Raw genomic sequence first — 17,732 nt, forward strand, 5'->3', positions numbered from 1 at the left:
GCGTCCAGAAATCGAACGGAGGGACACAGGTAAGCGCTGTGGCAGTATGAATCATCGATAACACTTTGGAAGACACCGATCGGGAAAAAGGTATAAGGCTGGAATCGATTCTATTCCTATGCTTCAGAGCTTATGTCTGTTTCAAGTCCCTACTGTTAAGGCCATCAGATCCTCCGTGCCGGCACCGTCTCACGTCAGGTCCCTCAACCCATCGCTACTGGTGCTGCGGTTGGGACCGCCGCGTCAATGACAGCAAAGCAACCCCATGGCGGGGTTGCGCACTCCCATCGAGCGGGTCGAACACAGCTTGGAAATGCGCGCCGAAGGCTTGGGCGTTCGCGTCACCGCGAGCGTTAAGTCCGTCTCGCCCACCAGCATCATCCCGTGGGAGAAGCAATTGGCAGGCTACTGTTCGGCATGTGTTCCGGCGGTGACCGACTAAGCCGAGATCGTGGTTGAGGGCGATGAAGCTTAAACTCAGGTAGGGCAACATCGCCCTGCCAGAAAAGCCCGAGGTGGACATTGAGCCTACTGGATCGCAAGAGCCGTTAACGGATTGGTCGGCGCAAAGAATGGTTAATCGCTCAAGGGATGGGTGAGTTATGGGAATGGGCATCTCCACCGGTCTGCGTGCGACTGTTCGCCAATGGGGTGCGCCTCTATAGCCAGAGTCTCGGGGCAGTTGCCCCAATGGTTGACGCGAGCTCGGCATCCGGGAGCCGCTTATCGGAAGGTGTGGAGCGAGGGTCTGGAAGTAGTCTGTAAGGTGAAGGGGTCCCAGAGACTACCGCTACGAATTTGGTGCAAAGCCGAGCCTCTGTATCCGGTTTTCAGTGGTGCAGGGGAGGTAAATGCGAATCATCAAGAACCCTTCAATCCCATTCTGCGGTGTCAATGTAGCGCCTACCGTCGGCGGCGGAATCTTTCTGCGAAGCAAGTAGCTGGACTACGCCGCAATGTGACGGTGTGGCGATTTGTACACAACTGGGGGTGAGTGCGTCCGTTGCTGGAGATGGGAGTTTCGCCAAAAATGAAGTTGGACTGAGCCGAGGGACCGTTCACAATCGCTGAGATGCTGAGGAAACGAGGCTTGGGATCCATCTCCCCTTTTGCGATCGTCGCAAATTAAAAAAACTGTAAAAGATTTATAAGGAATGCTTCTACCGCATTAATTCTTTTGGAAGAAATGTAGGGCACCTCGTTACATTCGCTCGAGAAATTCGCTCTAGACCGAAGGTCGGCATGGCAGCACGAGCATTTCAGCCGCCGGAAGGCCACAATCCGGTAATTTTTCGAGGTGCTCGTTAATTGATTTCAGGAATAATTTGCAATAAGGTGAAGTGCAATCCACCCACATGCATCTATGCAATCGTGTCATTCTGTCAAAGCGAGTACACTGCTGCTGAAAGAATCACAGCCGAGGAAGCTACAGGCATCGACTGCTCCAGGTATTAGTCAAGCCGAGTTGTTGCAACTCCCTGAGCCAGGATGTTGTGGTTCGATTCGGAGGTGGCAATTACGTTCTGGGCTGGAGTTGGTGATTCATGACGTGGGATTCCGCGAAAAGGTGGTGGTTGAGCGAGATTCATCCAGCGAATCGCCTCAACTCGGCTTGAGTTTTTGTCTTTCAGGTCAAATTCGCGGCATGGTTGCTGATACACAACAATCGCACCAGTTTCAGGTGGGACAGGTTAGCCTGGGGATGGCGAATGGTGGCAAGCGACGAGTTGAATACTCTGAAAGGCAGCGGATTTTGCTTGTACACTGCCATGTCCAGCCAGAGACGATCGGTCTATTCACCCAAGAATCTATCGGGCAGTGGCCACAGGCGTTGCGAGAAGCGATCGCGGCAGGTGAAGATCGCCTCACCTACTTTCAGTCAACCCCGATGACGCCGTTGATGACTGCCACGGTGCGTCAACTGCTGCAATGTCCGTTTCAAGGGATATCACAACGGCTCTATATGGAGAGCAAAACTCTTGAACTGATGAGCCTCTACTTCGATCGGTTGTTGTCTGGCGATCGCTCACAGCAGTCGGAGAGTAATCTTAACCGCGATGAAGTCGATCGCATTTACGACGCCCGAGATGTTTTGCTCAGCCGCATTAGTCACCCGCCCACATTAATGGAACTGGCTCATCAAGCCGGCCTTAACGATCGCAAGCTCAAAGAAGGATTCCGCAAAGTTTTTGGCACTACGGTCTTTGGCTACTTACACAACCATCGGATGCAGCAGGCGCAGCAGTTATTACTGATGCCGGAAACCACGATCGCCAGCGTCGCTCAAGCAGTAGGATACCGCAGCCCCGAAGCTTTTAGCGTCGCTTTTCGTCGCACGTTTGAGATCAGCCCAAAGGCATATCAATTAGGAAATGGACGGTAAAGGTGGATGTGCAGATAGGTGGAAGGATGCTCAATAAGACCTGAGACGGATTTTTGCCCTTCATATTATGCTTGTTGTGAAATAAATTCAGCTGAAACCACCAATTCTCGGAATCACCTTTGCTCGCTTAGGCTGCCATCAGATAATAGTTCCACAGCCCCGCTGCTATCAACATCGAACGGTCGTCAAATCCAGGCTGCCGATTCCGATACACCTGTGATGAGATGCCTCATCGTTTCTGTCTTGCAAAGGCATGCTCGCACCGGACTCGCCCGCTCGTCCTTGGTTCTCAACTTTCTACTACGCCGTCAGTTGTCCTCCCCTCGGTTTCTTGTGTGGAATCTCCACGTTGACGTACTCCTTCTGCAACCCCTGAAACCCCAAGTCCCCCCTTGACTATGACCTCGTCGGGTATCCACTCCCCCCAACCCTCAGCGTTGAGGATGCTTTTGTCGTTGGCTTTGCCTGGATACGCGACGCTGAAAACCAGGATGCGGCGGTCGGATGCCATCGCTGCCAGGTGTGTGCGGGTGTGGCGTTTCTTCTTCACCGAGTAGTCCGCTCGATGCTGCTCGCGGTCTTTCGCCCGCTACACCGGATGTTCTGTCCCCTCGAGGATGACCTGCTTCACCTCGGGAAACGCCAGGACGAATTCTTCGATACTGGTCAGTTTGCGTTTGGGCAGCGCTAGCTCGGCACCGAGAGCGTCCGCCAGCAGTGGCTTGAGACGATGCATCCAGCGATTAGCTTGAGAGCGGTCGAGGTCGAACAGGAAACCGGCTAAATCAAAGGTGGGGTAGACCTTGAAGTAGAACCAGATGAAGAACAGCTTTTCCACAACTATGCCCAAGCGCGGTTTTCGACCTGCCCCGGCTGCCCGCTGACGGGGTAAGGGCTGCGGCGAGGCCGGTCAGCTTGAGCGAGCATTTGGGCGAAGGTCACTGCCAGTTGCTCGAAGGATTTCCGGTTCAGACCAGTCAGGGCATGGAGAATGCGGTCGTTTTAGGAGCGCGTTGGAGAGCCAGCTTGGGCTGCCTGATTTCCTGCTTCCCAGACGCATTATCGCCTAATTCATAACAGGCTTAGTGCAAAAAGTCCGGCTGAGACAGAAAAAAAGTCCGGCTAGCGAAGAAAACAATAAGGCGTGCCCGTTATTATCTGCAGACAGGCGTTAATGAGAAGCTTTCTTATTTAGCTTCTGCAGATTGGATATGAAGGTGAAGTGGAAGACATTGAGTGGCTGGTCGCTGCAGTTGACGGTGGGTGCGTGGTTATTGATTGGGCATGGCGCAATCGCGGCGGATGCGCCTGAGTCTAAACCGGTGCAATCTGCGGATGCGTCTATTTCAGCTGAGGAGAGATCGGGAGCGACTCATGCGTCCGTCCCAGCATCCACTGTTGATGGCTGGCGAGCGCAAGCCGAGTTGGCTGATGTGGTCGAAATCACCAATGTTCGAATTGAGGAAACCGCTGACGGTTTGAGGCTGCAATTAGCAACAACGGGGCAATTAGCAACCCCTGAAACAAGTGTGACGGGGAATGCGGCGATCGCTGATATTCCGAACGCCGTTTTGAACTTGCCAGCGGGAGAGGAATTGATCGTCAGCAACCCGGCTGCTGGCATAGCTTTAGTGAACATCTCCAATCTACCCGATAATCAGGTGCGGATTGCGATCACAGGCACCGATGCGCCGCCCGCAGTCGAGATCGGCTTGGGAGCGATGGGCTTAGTCGCGAATGCGATCCCTAACGATGACACAGTGCAGGTAACTGACGAAGATCTAATTCAAATTGGGGTGACAGGCCAAGTTGTGGCAGATGACTATTTCGTGCCTGATGCCAGCACTGCCACCCGCACCGCCACCCCGATTCTGGATACGCCTGCTTCGATTCAGGTGATTCCGCGAGCGGTTTTGGAAGACCAGCAGGTGACGGCTTTGGATGATGCGTTGCAGAATATCGCTGGAGCCGCTGTCACTGAAACAGAGGGGAGAGGCTTCCAGATTAATTTGCGGGGCTTTGATGGTGTTCCCGTCTTTCGCGATGGGTTTCGCTTATACAGTCCCAACGATAACGGTGACGCCGCTGGTCAGGACTTTCCGGAAATTGCCAACGTCGAGCGCATTGAAGTATTGCGAGGACCAGCCTCGATCTTATTTGGGCAGATCGATCCGGGGGGAGCCGTCAATGTCGTTTCGAAACAGCCCCTCGACGAGCCTTTCTATGAAGTCGGGCTACAGATAGGCAGCTATGAATTTGTGCGCCCGCGGATCGATATCTCTGGCCCCCTTACAAAAGATGGCAGCCTGCTCTATCGCTTAAACGCGGTTTATCAGCATGAAGACAGCTTTCGTGATTTTGACCAAGAGACCGATCGCTTCTTCATTGGCCCCACCCTCACCTGGCGACCTACCGATCGCACCGAGATCGATTTCCGTTTAGAGTACCTGGACGATGAGCGCCCCTTTGATACGGGTCTAGTCGCCTTTGGAGATGGTGTAGCCGATATTCCTCGCGATCGGATCCTGGGCGAACCGGACGACCGCATTGAGAGTGAATTCTTAAGCTTGGGCTACGATTTCGAGCATCGATTCAGCGAGAATTGGACTATACGCAATGCCTTCCGGTTTCTCAAAGATAACGACGACATCAGCGCGACCCTAAGTTTTCCGTTCATTGGCGGATTGGATGAAGCGACGGGCACCCTCAACCGCGTCTTTGCCGAACAAGTCGTGTCGAATGAGACATTAGCGCTACAAACCAATGTCGTTGGCGAGTTTTCCACCTGGTCAATCGACCATACTGTGCTGATCGGGGTAGATTTAGCGCGCTATCGGCTCGAGTCGGAATCTTACACCGTCTTCTTTCCGCCCAGTGTACGGGTGCCTCTCAACATCTTTGACCCGGTCTATGGTGCAGTACCGCGCCCCGATCGCCTCGATGAACCCACTACCAGCGAAGAAATAGATACCGACAGTTTGCAAATTTACGTGCAAGACCAGATTGAACTGGTGGACAATCTCATTCTCGTGGCGGGATTCAACTACGAAACAGTCAGTCAGACAACTACAACTTTGCGGGGGGGCAGAACCACGGAGGCAGACCTCAGCGAGGATGCGCTCAGCCCCCGGATTGGGTTGGTTTATAAACCGATTGAAAATCTCTCGCTGTACGCCAACTATGCGCGATCGTTCTTCCCTAGTGCGACGGTGACGGTGGAAGGCGACCCCCTCGAACCCGAGGAAGGCGAAGGATTTGAGGTCGGTGTGAAAACAGAATTGCTCGATCGCCGCTTGCTTGCGACGTTGGCTTACTTCAACCTCACTCGTCAAAACGTTGCCACCGCTGACCCGACAGATCCACGGTTTTCAGTTGCCACGGGCGAGCAACAAAGCCAGGGTGTTGAGTTGAACGTGATTGGCGAAATTTTGCCGGGCTGGAATGTCATCGGCTCTTATGCCTACATTGATGCCGAAATCACCGAAGACAACCAGTTCGATGTGGGCAATCGCCTGCCGGGAGTGCCAGAACATAGCGCTAGCTTGTGGACTACTTATGAGATTCAGACTGGCGACCTAGCCGGACTTGCATTTAGCCTTGGTTTCAACTGGGTTGGCGATCGCACCGGGGATTTAAACAACAGCTTCGACCTCGACAGCTACTTCTTGACCAACGCGGCGATTTCATACAAACGCGAGAATTGGCGCATTGGCCTCAATGTTCTAAATCTTTTCGATGTGAACTACATCGAAGGTACCCCCCGCACCCGTACGCGCGGTATCCAACCTGGCGACCCATTCACGGTGCTGGGCTCAATTCGTTACGAGTTTTAAATCGAACCTTCAACTTCCCACTCATGACTCCAGCTATTCAACCGCGATCGCAAGCACAGCAGAAGTTGAGCCCCGCGTTCAAGTTCGTCTTGTTAGGCAGCCTTTACACGTCACAGTTTCTGCCGTCGGCATTTTTCTTTCAGGCTTTGCCCATTTTCTTACGGCAGCAGGGGGCCTCACTGCAAGTAATTGGCCTATTGGGCTTGCTGACACTGCCGTGGATGCTGAAGTTTCTTTGGGCTCCTCTAGTAGATCGCTACGGTTCTCGTCGCTGGGGTCACTACAAATCTTGGATAGTCGTCACCCAACTCTTATTGGCCCCGATCTTGATTAGCTGCGCGTCAATGGATGCCGCCGATAATACTTTGCGATTATTCCAGGGGGTATTTGTCGTCGTGACCCTGGCCGCCACCCAGGATATTGCCACCGATGCCCTGGCGGTGAGATTGCTGGCACCCCATGAGCTGGGCTGGGGTAACGGCATTCAAAGTGCGGGCAGGGCCATGGGCGGCATCCTGGGAGGGGGCGTCATGCTGCTGGTGTTGAATCAGCTGGGCTGGCAGGGAAGCGTCTGGATACTAGTGGCAGGAGTGTTGCTGGCCCTGGTGCCGCTGTTCTTTTATCGAGAACCGGGCCGGAGGGCAGACCGTGATGAGGAAACAGGATCTGATGGAGTGGCACGAGAGATCGCGAACTATGCCGAGACACTGCTGAGCTTTGTGCGGCAATCAGGTGCCCTGCTGTGGCTATTTTTCATCTTGCTTTATGTCACGGGCAGCAGCATGGCCGCCACAATGTTTCGTCCCCTGCTGGTGGATCTGGGCCTTTCCATGGCTGACATTGGTTGGATGACCGGCATCGTCGGATCGGGGGCCGCCATCGTCGGGTCCTTGCTGGCTGGGGGGCTAATTCATCCCCTGGGTTACAAGCGATCGCTGATTGTATTCGGCATCCTGCAGGCGATCGCAGTAATTGCGCTGATTCTACCCGCGATGGGCGTCCGCGATCCGGTAGTGCTCTATGGCGTCAGTACTGGGGAAGTGTTTGCCCGCAGTCTGGCCAATACCGCTCTGTTCACCGTGATGATGGTCAAAAGCCGTCGCGAAACAGCAGGCAGCGACTACACCCTGCAATCGTCGGTTTTCATTATTGGGCATCACGTCGGTGTGCCTGCCCTGAGTGGCTTTATTGCAACGGCGATGGGGTACACCAGCGTTTTTCTCATAGGCCTTGTAATTTGCCTGGTGAGTGCTTGGCTGGCGACTCAGGTCGTTAGCAGATCGGACTCAAAACACGGAATTGAGCCCTCCTGAGATGCGGGACAAACGCATATTGGAATCTTGTAGCGATATCCACAATAAACGCGGCTCGATCTGGGTTTGTTGTGAACGCAAGGCTGAGTTCTGGCTCTCTGAGAATCTTATTCTATCGCGAAGTGAAATTAGCATGTTTTTGCCCTGCAAACGGGTTGGCGTGGCCGATACCTCAACTCTAATTCTGACGGATTTTGCCACAGCGAACTGCCTCTATGGATTCGAAGATGCGGCGGCCCGAGCCCCAACACAACAGCCAAACACAACAGCCAAAATTGAGCGATCGCATCTCGGACTGGCTGACCGGTCTTCACCAATCTGATGCTGAGGGCACCTTCTTTATTGTTTTCACGGGATTTACAGTGGTTGGATACAAACCCGCTTAATTGGAGATGGAATATTATGGCAACTCAGCGTTCAAACAAGGGCAATGGCGCGCCGCTGACCGATAAGCTGCTAACTGCGATCGCCAACCATCTGAACCAAGAACATCGCGACGATCTACTCGCCTTTGCCCAAGCCGCCAACTTGGACTGGGCCGAACAAGCCCAGGTCCTCACTCTAGATACCGCCGGGGTGAATTTGGAAGTTGTCGGCAAGGGCGAGGTACAGCACCTTCGCATTGACTTCCCGGAACCAGCAAATGGTGTGCTGGCGTTTAAGCGATCTTTTGGAGTACTCATTGCCAAAAGCCGCGCCCAGTTAGGACTGCCAACACTAGAAGATAGCCACGAGCCTTAGGGCGCGTCATCAATTAAACTCGAGACCCTTGCGCTATGGGTATTACCGGGCCCGCTTTGTAAACCTAGCTACGGGTTGAATCGTTTTATTATACGGATTTAGGTTCTTGAGGGTGCGACGCTGATAATGGTGGCAAAAAGGTGTTGATTCGCTGCAGATGGGGCAACTCCACCTATTTCGCACTCGCCAGAGCCAGGTGAAACTGATTCGGACTCGCCCCCTCAATCCCCAACGCTTTGAGAAAAAGCATACCCTGACTAACGATAAGCCTTCATATCCATACGCTTTAGCGGCAATATCAAGGGCCTTTCGCTCTTTCTAAACAAGTTGAAGTAGGCAGGTAGGTGAATATGCGATCGGAGCTATTCCCGTTTACTATTGACTGATTAGAAATACAACTCAACAATAAAGACTGGAAACATGTATCTCTTTTGCACTGAATCCCCATGAGTCTTTCAAGATTTTGTACCGAGCAACATGAGCGGGAGCAAGCCGGACTCCAAAAACTCTTGCTGTTGGGATTTTTGGGGTCAGTGGGGATGCACGCAATCGCCTTTGGCCTCAGTTCTCTGGGGATTTGGCAGCGCACTGCTCAGGCCGAGCTTTCCCCTATCGAGTTGTTGGTGATAGAACCGCCCCCAGCAGCGATCGCGGAACAACGGGAAGTGACTCTGGCGGAAATGAGCAGCGCAACCAACAATCCCGCTCCTGCGGCAATAGCCCGAGCTAATCCCGAAACTACAGCAGCTCCGGCTCCGCCCCCACCCACTGAATTCGTCGAACCCGAGCCGGAACCCGAACCCATTCCCGAAACTGAATTTGAATCGGAATTGACGGAGCTCGGGGAACCCGTAGAAAATGCAGACGCATTTGAGGAAGAACCCGAAACGACTGAAGAAGAATCCGCCGAGGAACTCGCTGCGCCCCCGCCATTGACCGAATCTCAGCTTGAGCGTCTGCGTAATTTCTATGGAGGCACTGCAGCAGAAGCCGATCCAGATGCTGCCTCAGCCGAAACCACGACCACAGAAAGCACGGATGGTGAAGCGAGCAGTACGGGAGAAGCAACCGAAACTGCCGCCAATAGCGGAACTGATACCCGAAACGGGACAAATCCCTCAGGGGACGGCACTGGACGAGGGGCGGGGTCGCGTACGGTGGCCTGTCAGAACTGCGCTAAGCCCCTGTATCCCGAAAGTGCTCTGGAATCGGGTGTTGAGGGCACGCCCCGAGTCCAAGTAGACATCAATCCCGACGGCACCGTACGGAGTGTGACGCTGGTGCAGTCCAGCGGAAATGCAGCAATTGACCGGGCTGCCATTCAAGCCGCCCGCAGTTCTAGCTTCCAACCGGTGGCGGGTGGGGCAAGCGTGCTCATTGAGTACGACCTGACCATTGAGGGATCGCAGCGCAATCGCGAAGCGCAACGACGGGGCGATCGCCGCTCTGTCGAAGTGCCTACGGAAGAAACCGAAACAACTTCCCAAACTGCTCGAGATACCGAAGCAGAAGACACCACGCCCAATCCCCCGGAAGCAGAAGATGCGTCAAACACTGCTCAGGAAAGCGATGTGGACAATACTCCACCAGCTTCGGAGCCCGATGGAGAAAGCCCCTCGTCAGATGAAACAGAATCAACCAATGGCGAGGCCCATAGTAAGCTCACTCCCGGCTTGTAGCCGAGAGCTTTCGCACTACACTGGAGTTGACGTGTAGGGAACACAACAAACCCGCCCGTTCGGGTGGGCTTACATGAGCCACCCCAAGCAATCGATTCATCTGTACGCCGTTATAGTCGGCGTCGCCTTCCCACCCACAACAACCCCACTCGTACCGTTTCCCAGAGCGATAGGACATGCTTCGCTCGGGTTGGATATACAGGCACCGGTGACAGATCTGGCTCGACTATCGCGGGGTGACGAACACGACTTCGACGCCCTCACCCATAGGGCGTACGCATACAGATTTCTGTGCTACGAGCGAATAAGGGTTTCAACGATTTGGAGTGCTTGAACTTAGCTCCCTATTCTCAACAAGTCCAGCTCGAGCCTCGCTTATTGCGAAAATCGAGCTGAAATTCCAAGTATGCGTTTGCCCTGCCCGCACCAAATGCTTTGTAAGCCACAAACTACCTGAGCTGATGAAATGCCCCCGAGTTTGCACGATTGCGCTCTATTTTGTTGTGGTGCCTGCCGATTCGTGCGGTCGCGGATCCCCTTCAGTTCTGACATCACGATGCCAACGCAGGACGACCTTGACTTTATCGCAGCGTTTAACCATGAATATTCTCTCCGCTTTGCTTGAGACCGACTCCGACCGACTCGACCGGTCGCAACCTAGATTCCAGCCTGCCGTCCGGTAGCTGCTCGCAGGCGATCGCTCGATCTAAACTTTGTTTCAGCGTCTCGCCACCGCAAACGGACGAAATGCGCCGGACGCTTGCCAAAATCAGAGGTTTTCCAGATCGCATCGAGTTCGAGATCGAACGGAACAGCGGTCGTGAGGTAGCGCTGAACGAGAGACCCGAGTTCGGGAGCGAGCTGTGCGGCAGCGATCGCAGCGGCGCCGAGACCGAACAATTGTTCGAGGGGACCGCGCGGCAGAATGGCGTGAGCGCCCAACCCCAATCCTGCCGCGAGCAAGGCGGTAACGGCGAGGTTAGTTCCACAACGCGGGTGGACGGCAAGATCCCACTCGCCGCTATAAAAGCGACGCAGGGCCGCGCAGACAGCACGTTCGAGCCGTGCGTGGGTGACGTTGCCGTATAGATAAAATCCACGCTCGGTAGACAGCCCGCCGAGCGCGGTGTTATCTGCCGAGCGCGGCCGTCCGGCCACGGGTTCGCTCAGCACCCAAACAGTGGCGTGTTCGAGGGCGTGAACTTGACGGACCATCAGCAGTTCTGCCAAGCCCGGCAGAAAACCGAGGTGCCGTATCAGCTCCGAGTCGAGCGTAGACTGCGCCCCCCAGAAATCGAACCGAGGGACATCGGTACGCGCCGTGTCAGTGTGAGTCATCGATAACTCTTTAGAGTTTTAATTTTTGAGTCTAAAACCCGCGATCGCAATCGCCCAGGAACTTTAAGCAAAGCTCCTGATTCACAGCGGTTCCTGCCGATCGCAAAGACAGCGTGCTGAAATCAACAGAGCTACATGCGGAAATGGTAGCGCCGACCGACCGGTTTGATTGAAGGCTTGAGCTTAATTTGGGCTTAACCGCAGCATAGGCTCGAAGCAACCTTCAAGTGATAGGTTCCTCGGGGTCGTTCAGCATGACTTCCGTGGGGGGAATCGCTCGTAGCGTGCGACCGTACCCCATCGATCCAAAGCCCTACCATCTTAAAGCAAAATCACCATGACTCTTAACTCCGGCGACATTGGGTTTGTTCAATACAATGCAGACGGCACGGACAATTTCGCTTTCGTAGCCTTGGTCGATATCCCGGCGAACGAAACGATCTTTTTCACAGATAGCGGCTGGCAGTCGGCCGGCACCCTCCGTAACACCGAAGGCACCATCGAATACACGACGCCTGCTGGCGGCTTGGCTGCGGACACGGTGGTAACGATCGACACAACGCCGAGCGCATCCGTCGGCACGATCGTCGGCGAGTCGAACGACCTGAACTTCTCAGTCAACGGCGACCAAATCCTGGCATATCAGGGCTCTGCTGCTAGCCCGACCTTCATTGCCGCTCTCAACAACCAAGGGTCAGCAGTCTGGCAGTCAGACACATCTAGTTCCAATGACTCCGCGCTCCCTAGTGGTTTGACAAACGGCACTAATGCCGTTGCTATCAATGAAGTGGATAACGTCATCTACAACGGTCCGACCACGGGCGATCGCGCAACTCTCCTAGCCGCACTCAACAACGCCAGCAACTGGACCGGCGGCAGCAACACCACCCCTCAAATATTTTCTGGTAGCTTCACGATTACCGGCAGCACTCCCGATACAACACCGCCGGCGATCGCGTCCCTGACCCCGTCTGACGACGCCACGGATGTAGCGATCGGTGCCGACCTGGAGATTTCTTTCAACGAGAACGTCCAGCGTGGGACGGGCAACCTCCTGCTGAAGCTACTGTCGGACGACTCGGTGGTTGAAACGTTCGATGCGGCATCCTCCTCCCAGCTGAGCATCAGCAACGGTACGGTCGCGATCGACCCGACGAGCGAACTTTTGGCTAGCACCGGCTACTACGTGGAAATTGCCTCAGGCGCGATCGAAGACACCAGCAGCAATGCCTTTGCAGGTATCTCTGGTAACAGCCTCTGGAACTTCACGACGGAAGCGGCAGCCGGTCCGGCGATCGTTATCAACGAAATCCTCTTCGATCCCCCATCAGGTGTTGATGTCAGCGGCGACGGCACCGACAACACCAGTCAGGACCAGTTCGTCGAGTTTGTCAACGTCTCCGGCGCGTCCCTCGATATCTCCGGCTGGACGCTCAGCGATGACGTTGGCGTGCGCCACACCTTCCCCAGTGGAACGGTTCTGCCTGCCGATGAGGCAGTCGTGGTCTTCGGCGGTGGTGGCACGCCCTCGGGCTCATTTGGAAACGCGATCGTCCAGGTTGCTAGCACCAACCAGCTCGGCCTCAACAACAGCGGTGATACTGTCACGATTAACGATGGCACCAGCAATGTTGCCTCTGAGAGCTACACCAGCGGCGGCAGCGATGAATCCCTCACCCGCGATCCCGACCTCACCGGCACCTTCACCGGACATATCGGCGCAACGGGATCGAGCGGTGCGGCCTTCTCGCCGGGAACCCAGATCGATGGCTCACCCTTCACCTCATCAACAACTCCCAGTCTCGTCTTCAACGAACTGCGCATTTCTGCGTCGGCTGGCGACACCACTAACAACTTTGTCGAGCTGTTCGGCGCCCCTGGTATGTCCCTCGACGGGCTGACACTGGTGGTGCTGTCGGGTGAATTTGCGCCGGGGCAGGTGGATTTTGCGATTGACCTGACGGGGGGCTCCACCGACGGCGACGGTTTTGCGCTGATTGCCAACAGCAGCACTGGGGCTAGCACTGACGCCGGGGACGTGCTGGTTTCTCCGCTGGACTTCTTCGGTAGCCCGAGCACGTTCGCGATCGTCGAGAACTTCACGGGTTCTCAAGGCAGTGACCTCGACACCAACGACGACGGCACGCTCGACAGCATGCCGTGGGATAGCGTCATTGTCGATTTATCGCTGATCGACGGCGACACCAATCCGGATTTCTCCTACAGCAGTAACATTGAGGGTCCCGACGGTAACTTCCCGCCTGCCGGGCTTGCCCGGACCACAGACGGTACGGGTGCATTCCAGCAACTCAGCTTTTCGGACACCTCCCAGGACACACCGGGTGCAAGCAACAGCGGTGGCTCGAGCAGCAGCGTCCCCGCGTCCATTCCGGAAATCCAGGGCAGCGGCGCAACTAGCCCTCTCGAAGGCGCAACCGTGACGACCACGGGCGTCGTAGTCGGTGACTTCCAGGGCAGCGACGAGCTGAGGGGTTTCTTCATCCAAGACCCTGAAGGGGATAGCGATCCCGCCACTTCCGACGGCATCTTCGTTTTCGTGCCGACGGCAAACACCACCTGGTTTGGTTTTGACGTAGCAGTTGGCGATGAAGTCGAAGTCACCGGTCGCGTCAACGAATTCAATACCTTCACCGAACTCGACTTCATTACAGACATCACGATTAACTCCAGCGGCAACGTCATCGTGCCGACAACGGTCACGCTTCCGGAAGCCACCCAGGGCGAACTAGAGCAAAACGAGGGCATGCTGGTCGAGATTGCCTCGACGATGACCGTCAGCCAGAACTTTTTCCTCGGACGCTACGGGCAATTGACGCTTTCCAGCCCCGACGACGGCGGTACCGCCGGTCGCCTGTTCCAGCCCACCAACGTGTTCGATCCGCTCAGCCCTGAGGCGACTGCCCTTGCCGAGGAAAACGCACGCCGCCTTCTGGTGCTTGACGACGGTCAAGACGTCAGCGGATTTGGCGATAATCCTTTCCCCGTTCCTTACATCGGCGCACCTGACACGGACGGCAACCCCACCAACATCATCCGCGCGGGCGACACGGTTTCCAATCTCGAAGGCGTGCTCGACTTCGGTCGCATCAACTCCTCTAGCTCACCGGTACGCGACTATCGCCTCCACCCCACTGTGGCGCCGGTCTTCACAGAGGCAAATCCGCGCCCGATCGCGCCCGACCCTGTCGGCGGCTCGCTCAAGGTTGGTGCGTTCAACGTACTCAACTTCTTCAACGGCGACGGCGTGGGCGGCGGCTTCCCTACCTCACGCGGTGCGGATACGGCAACAGAACTCGAACGCCAGACTGACAAGATCGTCGACGCGATCGCCGGGATCGACGCTGATATCCTGGGTCTGGTCGAAATCGAGAACGACGGCTTCGGTCCTACTAGCGCGATCGCCTCGCTCGTCAACGCCATTAACGCCGAAGTCGGTGCTGGCACTTACACCTACGTCGATCCCGGTACCGCGCAACTGGGCAGCGACGAAATTGCCGTCGGATTCATCTACAAGCCGGCTACCGTCGGTATCGCTTCCGGAACCAGCATCGCCTTTCTGGACACGGGCGAGTTCGACCCGGTCTCGGCTGCGCGCCACCGCGTCCCGCTAGCGGTCACCTTCGCAGACCTGGCTACGAATGAGGAATTCACCGCCACTGTCAACCACTTCAAGTCCAAAGGCTCGCTTACTGGCATTCCCCAGGATATCGACCAAGGCGACGGTCAGGGCAACAATAACTTCTCGCGCACCAACGCTGCCAACGAACTCGCCGCATGGCTGGCCACGGACCCGACCGGCAGCGGCGATCCTGACTTCGCGATCCTCGGCGACCTCAACGCCTACGCTCAAGAAGACCCGATCGCGGCATTGGAGACCGCAGGCTACACCGATGTCATCGAGCAATTTGAGGGCAATAAAGCCTACACGTTCACCTTCGACGGTCAAGCCGGCTACCTCGACCACGCGCTCGTCAGTCCATCGTTGCTCGGTCAAGTCACGGGCGCGACCGCATGGCACATCAACACCGACGAGGCCGAAGTTCTCGATTACGACGAGGAGTTTAACTCCCAACCCTACTCCGCGCCCGACCCGTACCGCTCCTCCGATCACGACCCAGTCATCGTGGGTCTGACCCTGGGGAGCAATGAAGTCCCGGAGATTATCCCTGACGCGGTCAACATTCCCGAGGGCAGCCCAAACCTTACTCCCGTTATCACCATCACTGCCACCGACGTTGATGACGACCCGCTGAGCTTCAATATTATCGGCGGGAATGATGACGCGGATGGCGACAGTAACGCCCCCTTTGGTATCTCCTCGATGGGCGCGATTTTCGTCAGCGACTCCGACGACCTCGATTACGAAACTCAAGCCAGCTATGCGCTCGACGTTGAAGTCAGCGACGGTCTCGCAACCGACGTTGCTACCATTACTGTCAACCTTCTCGACCTCAACGAGACGGGTATCCGCAGCAGCGGCGACGATCTGATCGTCGGCACCGATAACAAGGATCGCCTGCGTGCCAAAGGTGGCAATGATGTCATCTACGGTAAAGGCGATCGCGATGTCATCTTCGGCGGTCGCGGCAACGACATTGTCGACGGTGGGGCAGGCAGGGATCGCCTGTTCGGCAGAGGCGGAAACGATATTCTCTTGGGCGGTCCTGGCAACGACATCCTCATCGGCGGTCGCGGCGAGGACGTCCTGAACGGTGGTGAGGGACGCAACCGCCTGCGCGGGGGTGCCAATGCTGACATCTTCGTAGTGAACCCGGGCGCGATGGACTTTATCTACGGCTACGTGGACGGCGCGGATCGCTTAGGGCTGCCCGACGGTCTGACCTTCGGAGATCTAACCGTTTCCAAAGCAGCAAACGGCGCGACGATCGCGCTCGACACCAGCCCCAGCGACATCTTTGCCAAGCTTCTGGGTGTCAACAGCAGTGATATCACTCAAAGCGATTTCGTTGCCATCTAATCGGCGAGACCGCTCTCATTCCTCGGCGCTCCCAACGCAGCAGTTGGGAGCGCATTTTCCGCTTGGGCGTCCCTACGGTCGAGCGGCTCGAGCAATTTGCCGGTAGGGAGAGGATAATTCCATGGCCGGCGAGCAATTCCCGGGCAGGTGCGACCCGCACCCCCCATGGCAACCTAGTCCTGGCAAGTTTGGTGGTTATCGAGAGACAATAGGTCTGCAGTTGGCACTCAGAGAGAGTTTCGCGTAGCAATTCATGCCTAGTTCGCAGACGAGGTTGCAAATTTATCTCGACCACAGCGCGACGACACCGCCGCGCCCCGAGGCGATCGCCAAAATGCAGATAGCGATGCAGGAGCAGTGGGGCAATCCGTCGAGCTTGCACGAGTGGGGCCAACGATCGACAACGATGCTCGAACTTGCCCGCGCTCAAGTGGCGGAGTTACTCGGCGCGATCGATCCGGCAGCAATTGTCTTCACTTCCGGCGGCACGGAAGCCGACAACTTAGCGATCCTCGGCGTTGCCAAGTGCTATGCCGAACCCCAGCATTTGATTATCTCCAGCGTCGAGCATCCGGCAGTATCGCAACCCGCATACTGGTTGGAACGCCGGGGCTGGCAAGTGACATACCTGCGCGTGGATCGTTGCGGTCGCGTTCGACCTCACGATCTTATTGCCGCACTGCGACCGAATACGGTCTTGGTTTCTGTCATTTTTGCTCAAAGCGAAGTCGGCACGCTGCAGCCGATCGCGGAACTGGGTGCGATCGCGCGCGATCGAGGCGTGTTGTTCCACGCTGACGCCGTACAGGCAGCCGGTCGGGTTGCACTCGACGTCGAATCGCTGCCGATAGATTTACTATCGGTGTCGAGTCACAAGCTTTACGGTCCGTTGGGAGCCGGCGCACTCTACGTCCGACCCGGCGTCGAACTTGAACCGCAACTGGGTGGCGGCAGGCAAGAGGCAGGGTTGCGCTCTGGAACGCCGGCACTGCCGGCAATCGCGGGGTTTGGGGCCGCCGCTGAGCTGGCAGCCCGCGAACTGCCTGGCGAAGGCGAGCGACTGCAGCACCTTCGCGATCGCCTGTTCGCACAACTGAGCGACTGCGAGTCTCTGGTCCCGACCGGCGACTTGCACCAGCGATTGCCCCATCACGCCAGTTTCGTCGTGCGCCGCTCCGGCGAGCTATTGACCGGAAGGACGGTAGTCAGGCAGCTCAATCTGGCCGGAATCGGCATCAGCGCCGGGTCGGCCTGCCACAGTGGCAAGGTCAGTCCGAGTCCCATACTGACGGCGATGGGGTACTCGGAAACTGATGCGCTGGCTGGGATTCGCCTGACCCTCGGCCACAGCACAACGGTCGAAGACATCGACTGGACGGCACTCGTTCTGAAGCAAGTACTCAAACGCCTCGGTTGCGGGCGCCAGCTGACTGCATGCAACTAACC

12 protein-coding genes are annotated in these 17,732 nt (G+C 56.3%); 9 read left to right on the top strand and 3 right to left on the bottom strand.

The window, feature by feature from the left end:
* The first annotated feature begins 265 nt into the window (after positions 1–265).
* Together KR51_RS19070 and KR51_RS17145 are read left to right on the top strand one after the other, a co-directional pair.
* The gene (locus tag KR51_RS19070) at positions 266–442 is read left to right on the top strand and encodes a hypothetical protein (protein WP_156914912.1); all 177 of its coding nucleotides are present in this window, start codon (positions 266–268) and stop codon (positions 440–442) included.
* Between the two features lie 1,203 nt (positions 443–1,645).
* Entirely contained in the window at positions 1,646–2,383 is a 738-nt protein-coding gene (locus KR51_RS17145) for a helix-turn-helix transcriptional regulator (protein ID WP_232214495.1), read from the top strand.
* A gap of 289 nt (positions 2,384–2,672) precedes the next feature.
* Here KR51_RS17145 and KR51_RS21140 read toward each other — a convergent pair whose 3' ends face one another.
* Together KR51_RS21140 and KR51_RS20055 are read right to left on the bottom strand one after the other, a co-directional pair.
* A complete protein-coding gene (locus KR51_RS21140; RefSeq protein ID WP_198016654.1) occupies positions 2,673–2,933 on the bottom strand; it encodes a hypothetical protein in 261 nt (86 codons plus the stop codon).
* Between the two features lie 39 nt (positions 2,934–2,972).
* On the bottom strand, positions 2,973–3,221 hold the full coding sequence (locus tag KR51_RS20055) for a helix-turn-helix domain-containing protein (protein WP_198016655.1): 249 nt from the start codon (positions 3,219–3,221) through the stop codon (positions 2,973–2,975).
* Between the two features lie 373 nt (positions 3,222–3,594).
* Between KR51_RS20055 and KR51_RS01480 the strand changes: the two genes are divergently transcribed.
* The 5 genes from KR51_RS01480 to KR51_RS01495 all read left to right on the top strand — a co-directional run bounded on the left by KR51_RS01480 (position 3,595) and on the right by KR51_RS01495 (position 9,949).
* A complete protein-coding gene (locus KR51_RS01480) occupies positions 3,595–6,216 on the top strand; it encodes a TonB-dependent receptor (protein ID WP_022604089.1) in 2,622 nt (873 codons plus the stop codon).
* A 23-nt stretch (positions 6,217–6,239) separates the two neighbouring features.
* Positions 6,240–7,529: an MFS transporter gene (locus KR51_RS01485; RefSeq protein WP_022604091.1), complete on the top strand. Its 1,290-nt coding sequence runs from the start codon at positions 6,240–6,242 to the stop codon at positions 7,527–7,529.
* A 215-nt stretch (positions 7,530–7,744) separates the two neighbouring features.
* Positions 7,745–7,915, top strand: coding sequence for a hypothetical protein (locus tag KR51_RS20060; RefSeq protein WP_198016656.1), 171 nt, complete (start codon positions 7,745–7,747; stop codon positions 7,913–7,915).
* Positions 7,916–7,931: 16 nt separating this feature from the next.
* Positions 7,932–8,270 (top strand): DUF2470 domain-containing protein, encoded by a 339-nt coding sequence (locus KR51_RS01490; protein ID WP_022604095.1) that lies wholly within the window; start codon positions 7,932–7,934, stop codon positions 8,268–8,270.
* A gap of 446 nt (positions 8,271–8,716) precedes the next feature.
* On the top strand, positions 8,717–9,949 hold the full coding sequence (locus tag KR51_RS01495; protein ID WP_022604097.1) for an energy transducer TonB: 1,233 nt from the start codon (positions 8,717–8,719) through the stop codon (positions 9,947–9,949).
* 657 nt (positions 9,950–10,606) lie between these two features.
* Here KR51_RS01495 and KR51_RS01500 read toward each other — a convergent pair.
* On the bottom strand, positions 10,607–11,287 hold the full coding sequence (locus tag KR51_RS01500) for a DUF6391 domain-containing protein (RefSeq protein ID WP_022604100.1): 681 nt from the start codon (positions 11,285–11,287) through the stop codon (positions 10,607–10,609).
* Positions 11,288–11,624: 337 nt separating this feature from the next.
* Between KR51_RS01500 and KR51_RS17150 the strand changes: the two genes are divergently transcribed.
* Both KR51_RS17150 and KR51_RS01510 read left to right on the top strand, forming a co-directional pair.
* Positions 11,625–16,286: an ExeM/NucH family extracellular endonuclease gene (locus KR51_RS17150; protein ID WP_022604102.1), complete on the top strand. Its 4,662-nt coding sequence runs from the start codon at positions 11,625–11,627 to the stop codon at positions 16,284–16,286.
* Between the two features lie 274 nt (positions 16,287–16,560).
* The gene (locus tag KR51_RS01510) at positions 16,561–17,730 is read left to right on the top strand and encodes a cysteine desulfurase family protein (protein ID WP_022604106.1); all 1,170 of its coding nucleotides are present in this window, start codon (positions 16,561–16,563) and stop codon (positions 17,728–17,730) included.
* The last annotated feature ends 2 nt before the right edge of the window (positions 17,731–17,732 follow it).

This window comes from Rubidibacter lacunae KORDI 51-2, assembly GCF_000473895.1.
Lineage (GTDB): Bacteria > Cyanobacteriota > Cyanobacteriia > Cyanobacteriales > Rubidibacteraceae > Rubidibacter > Rubidibacter lacunae.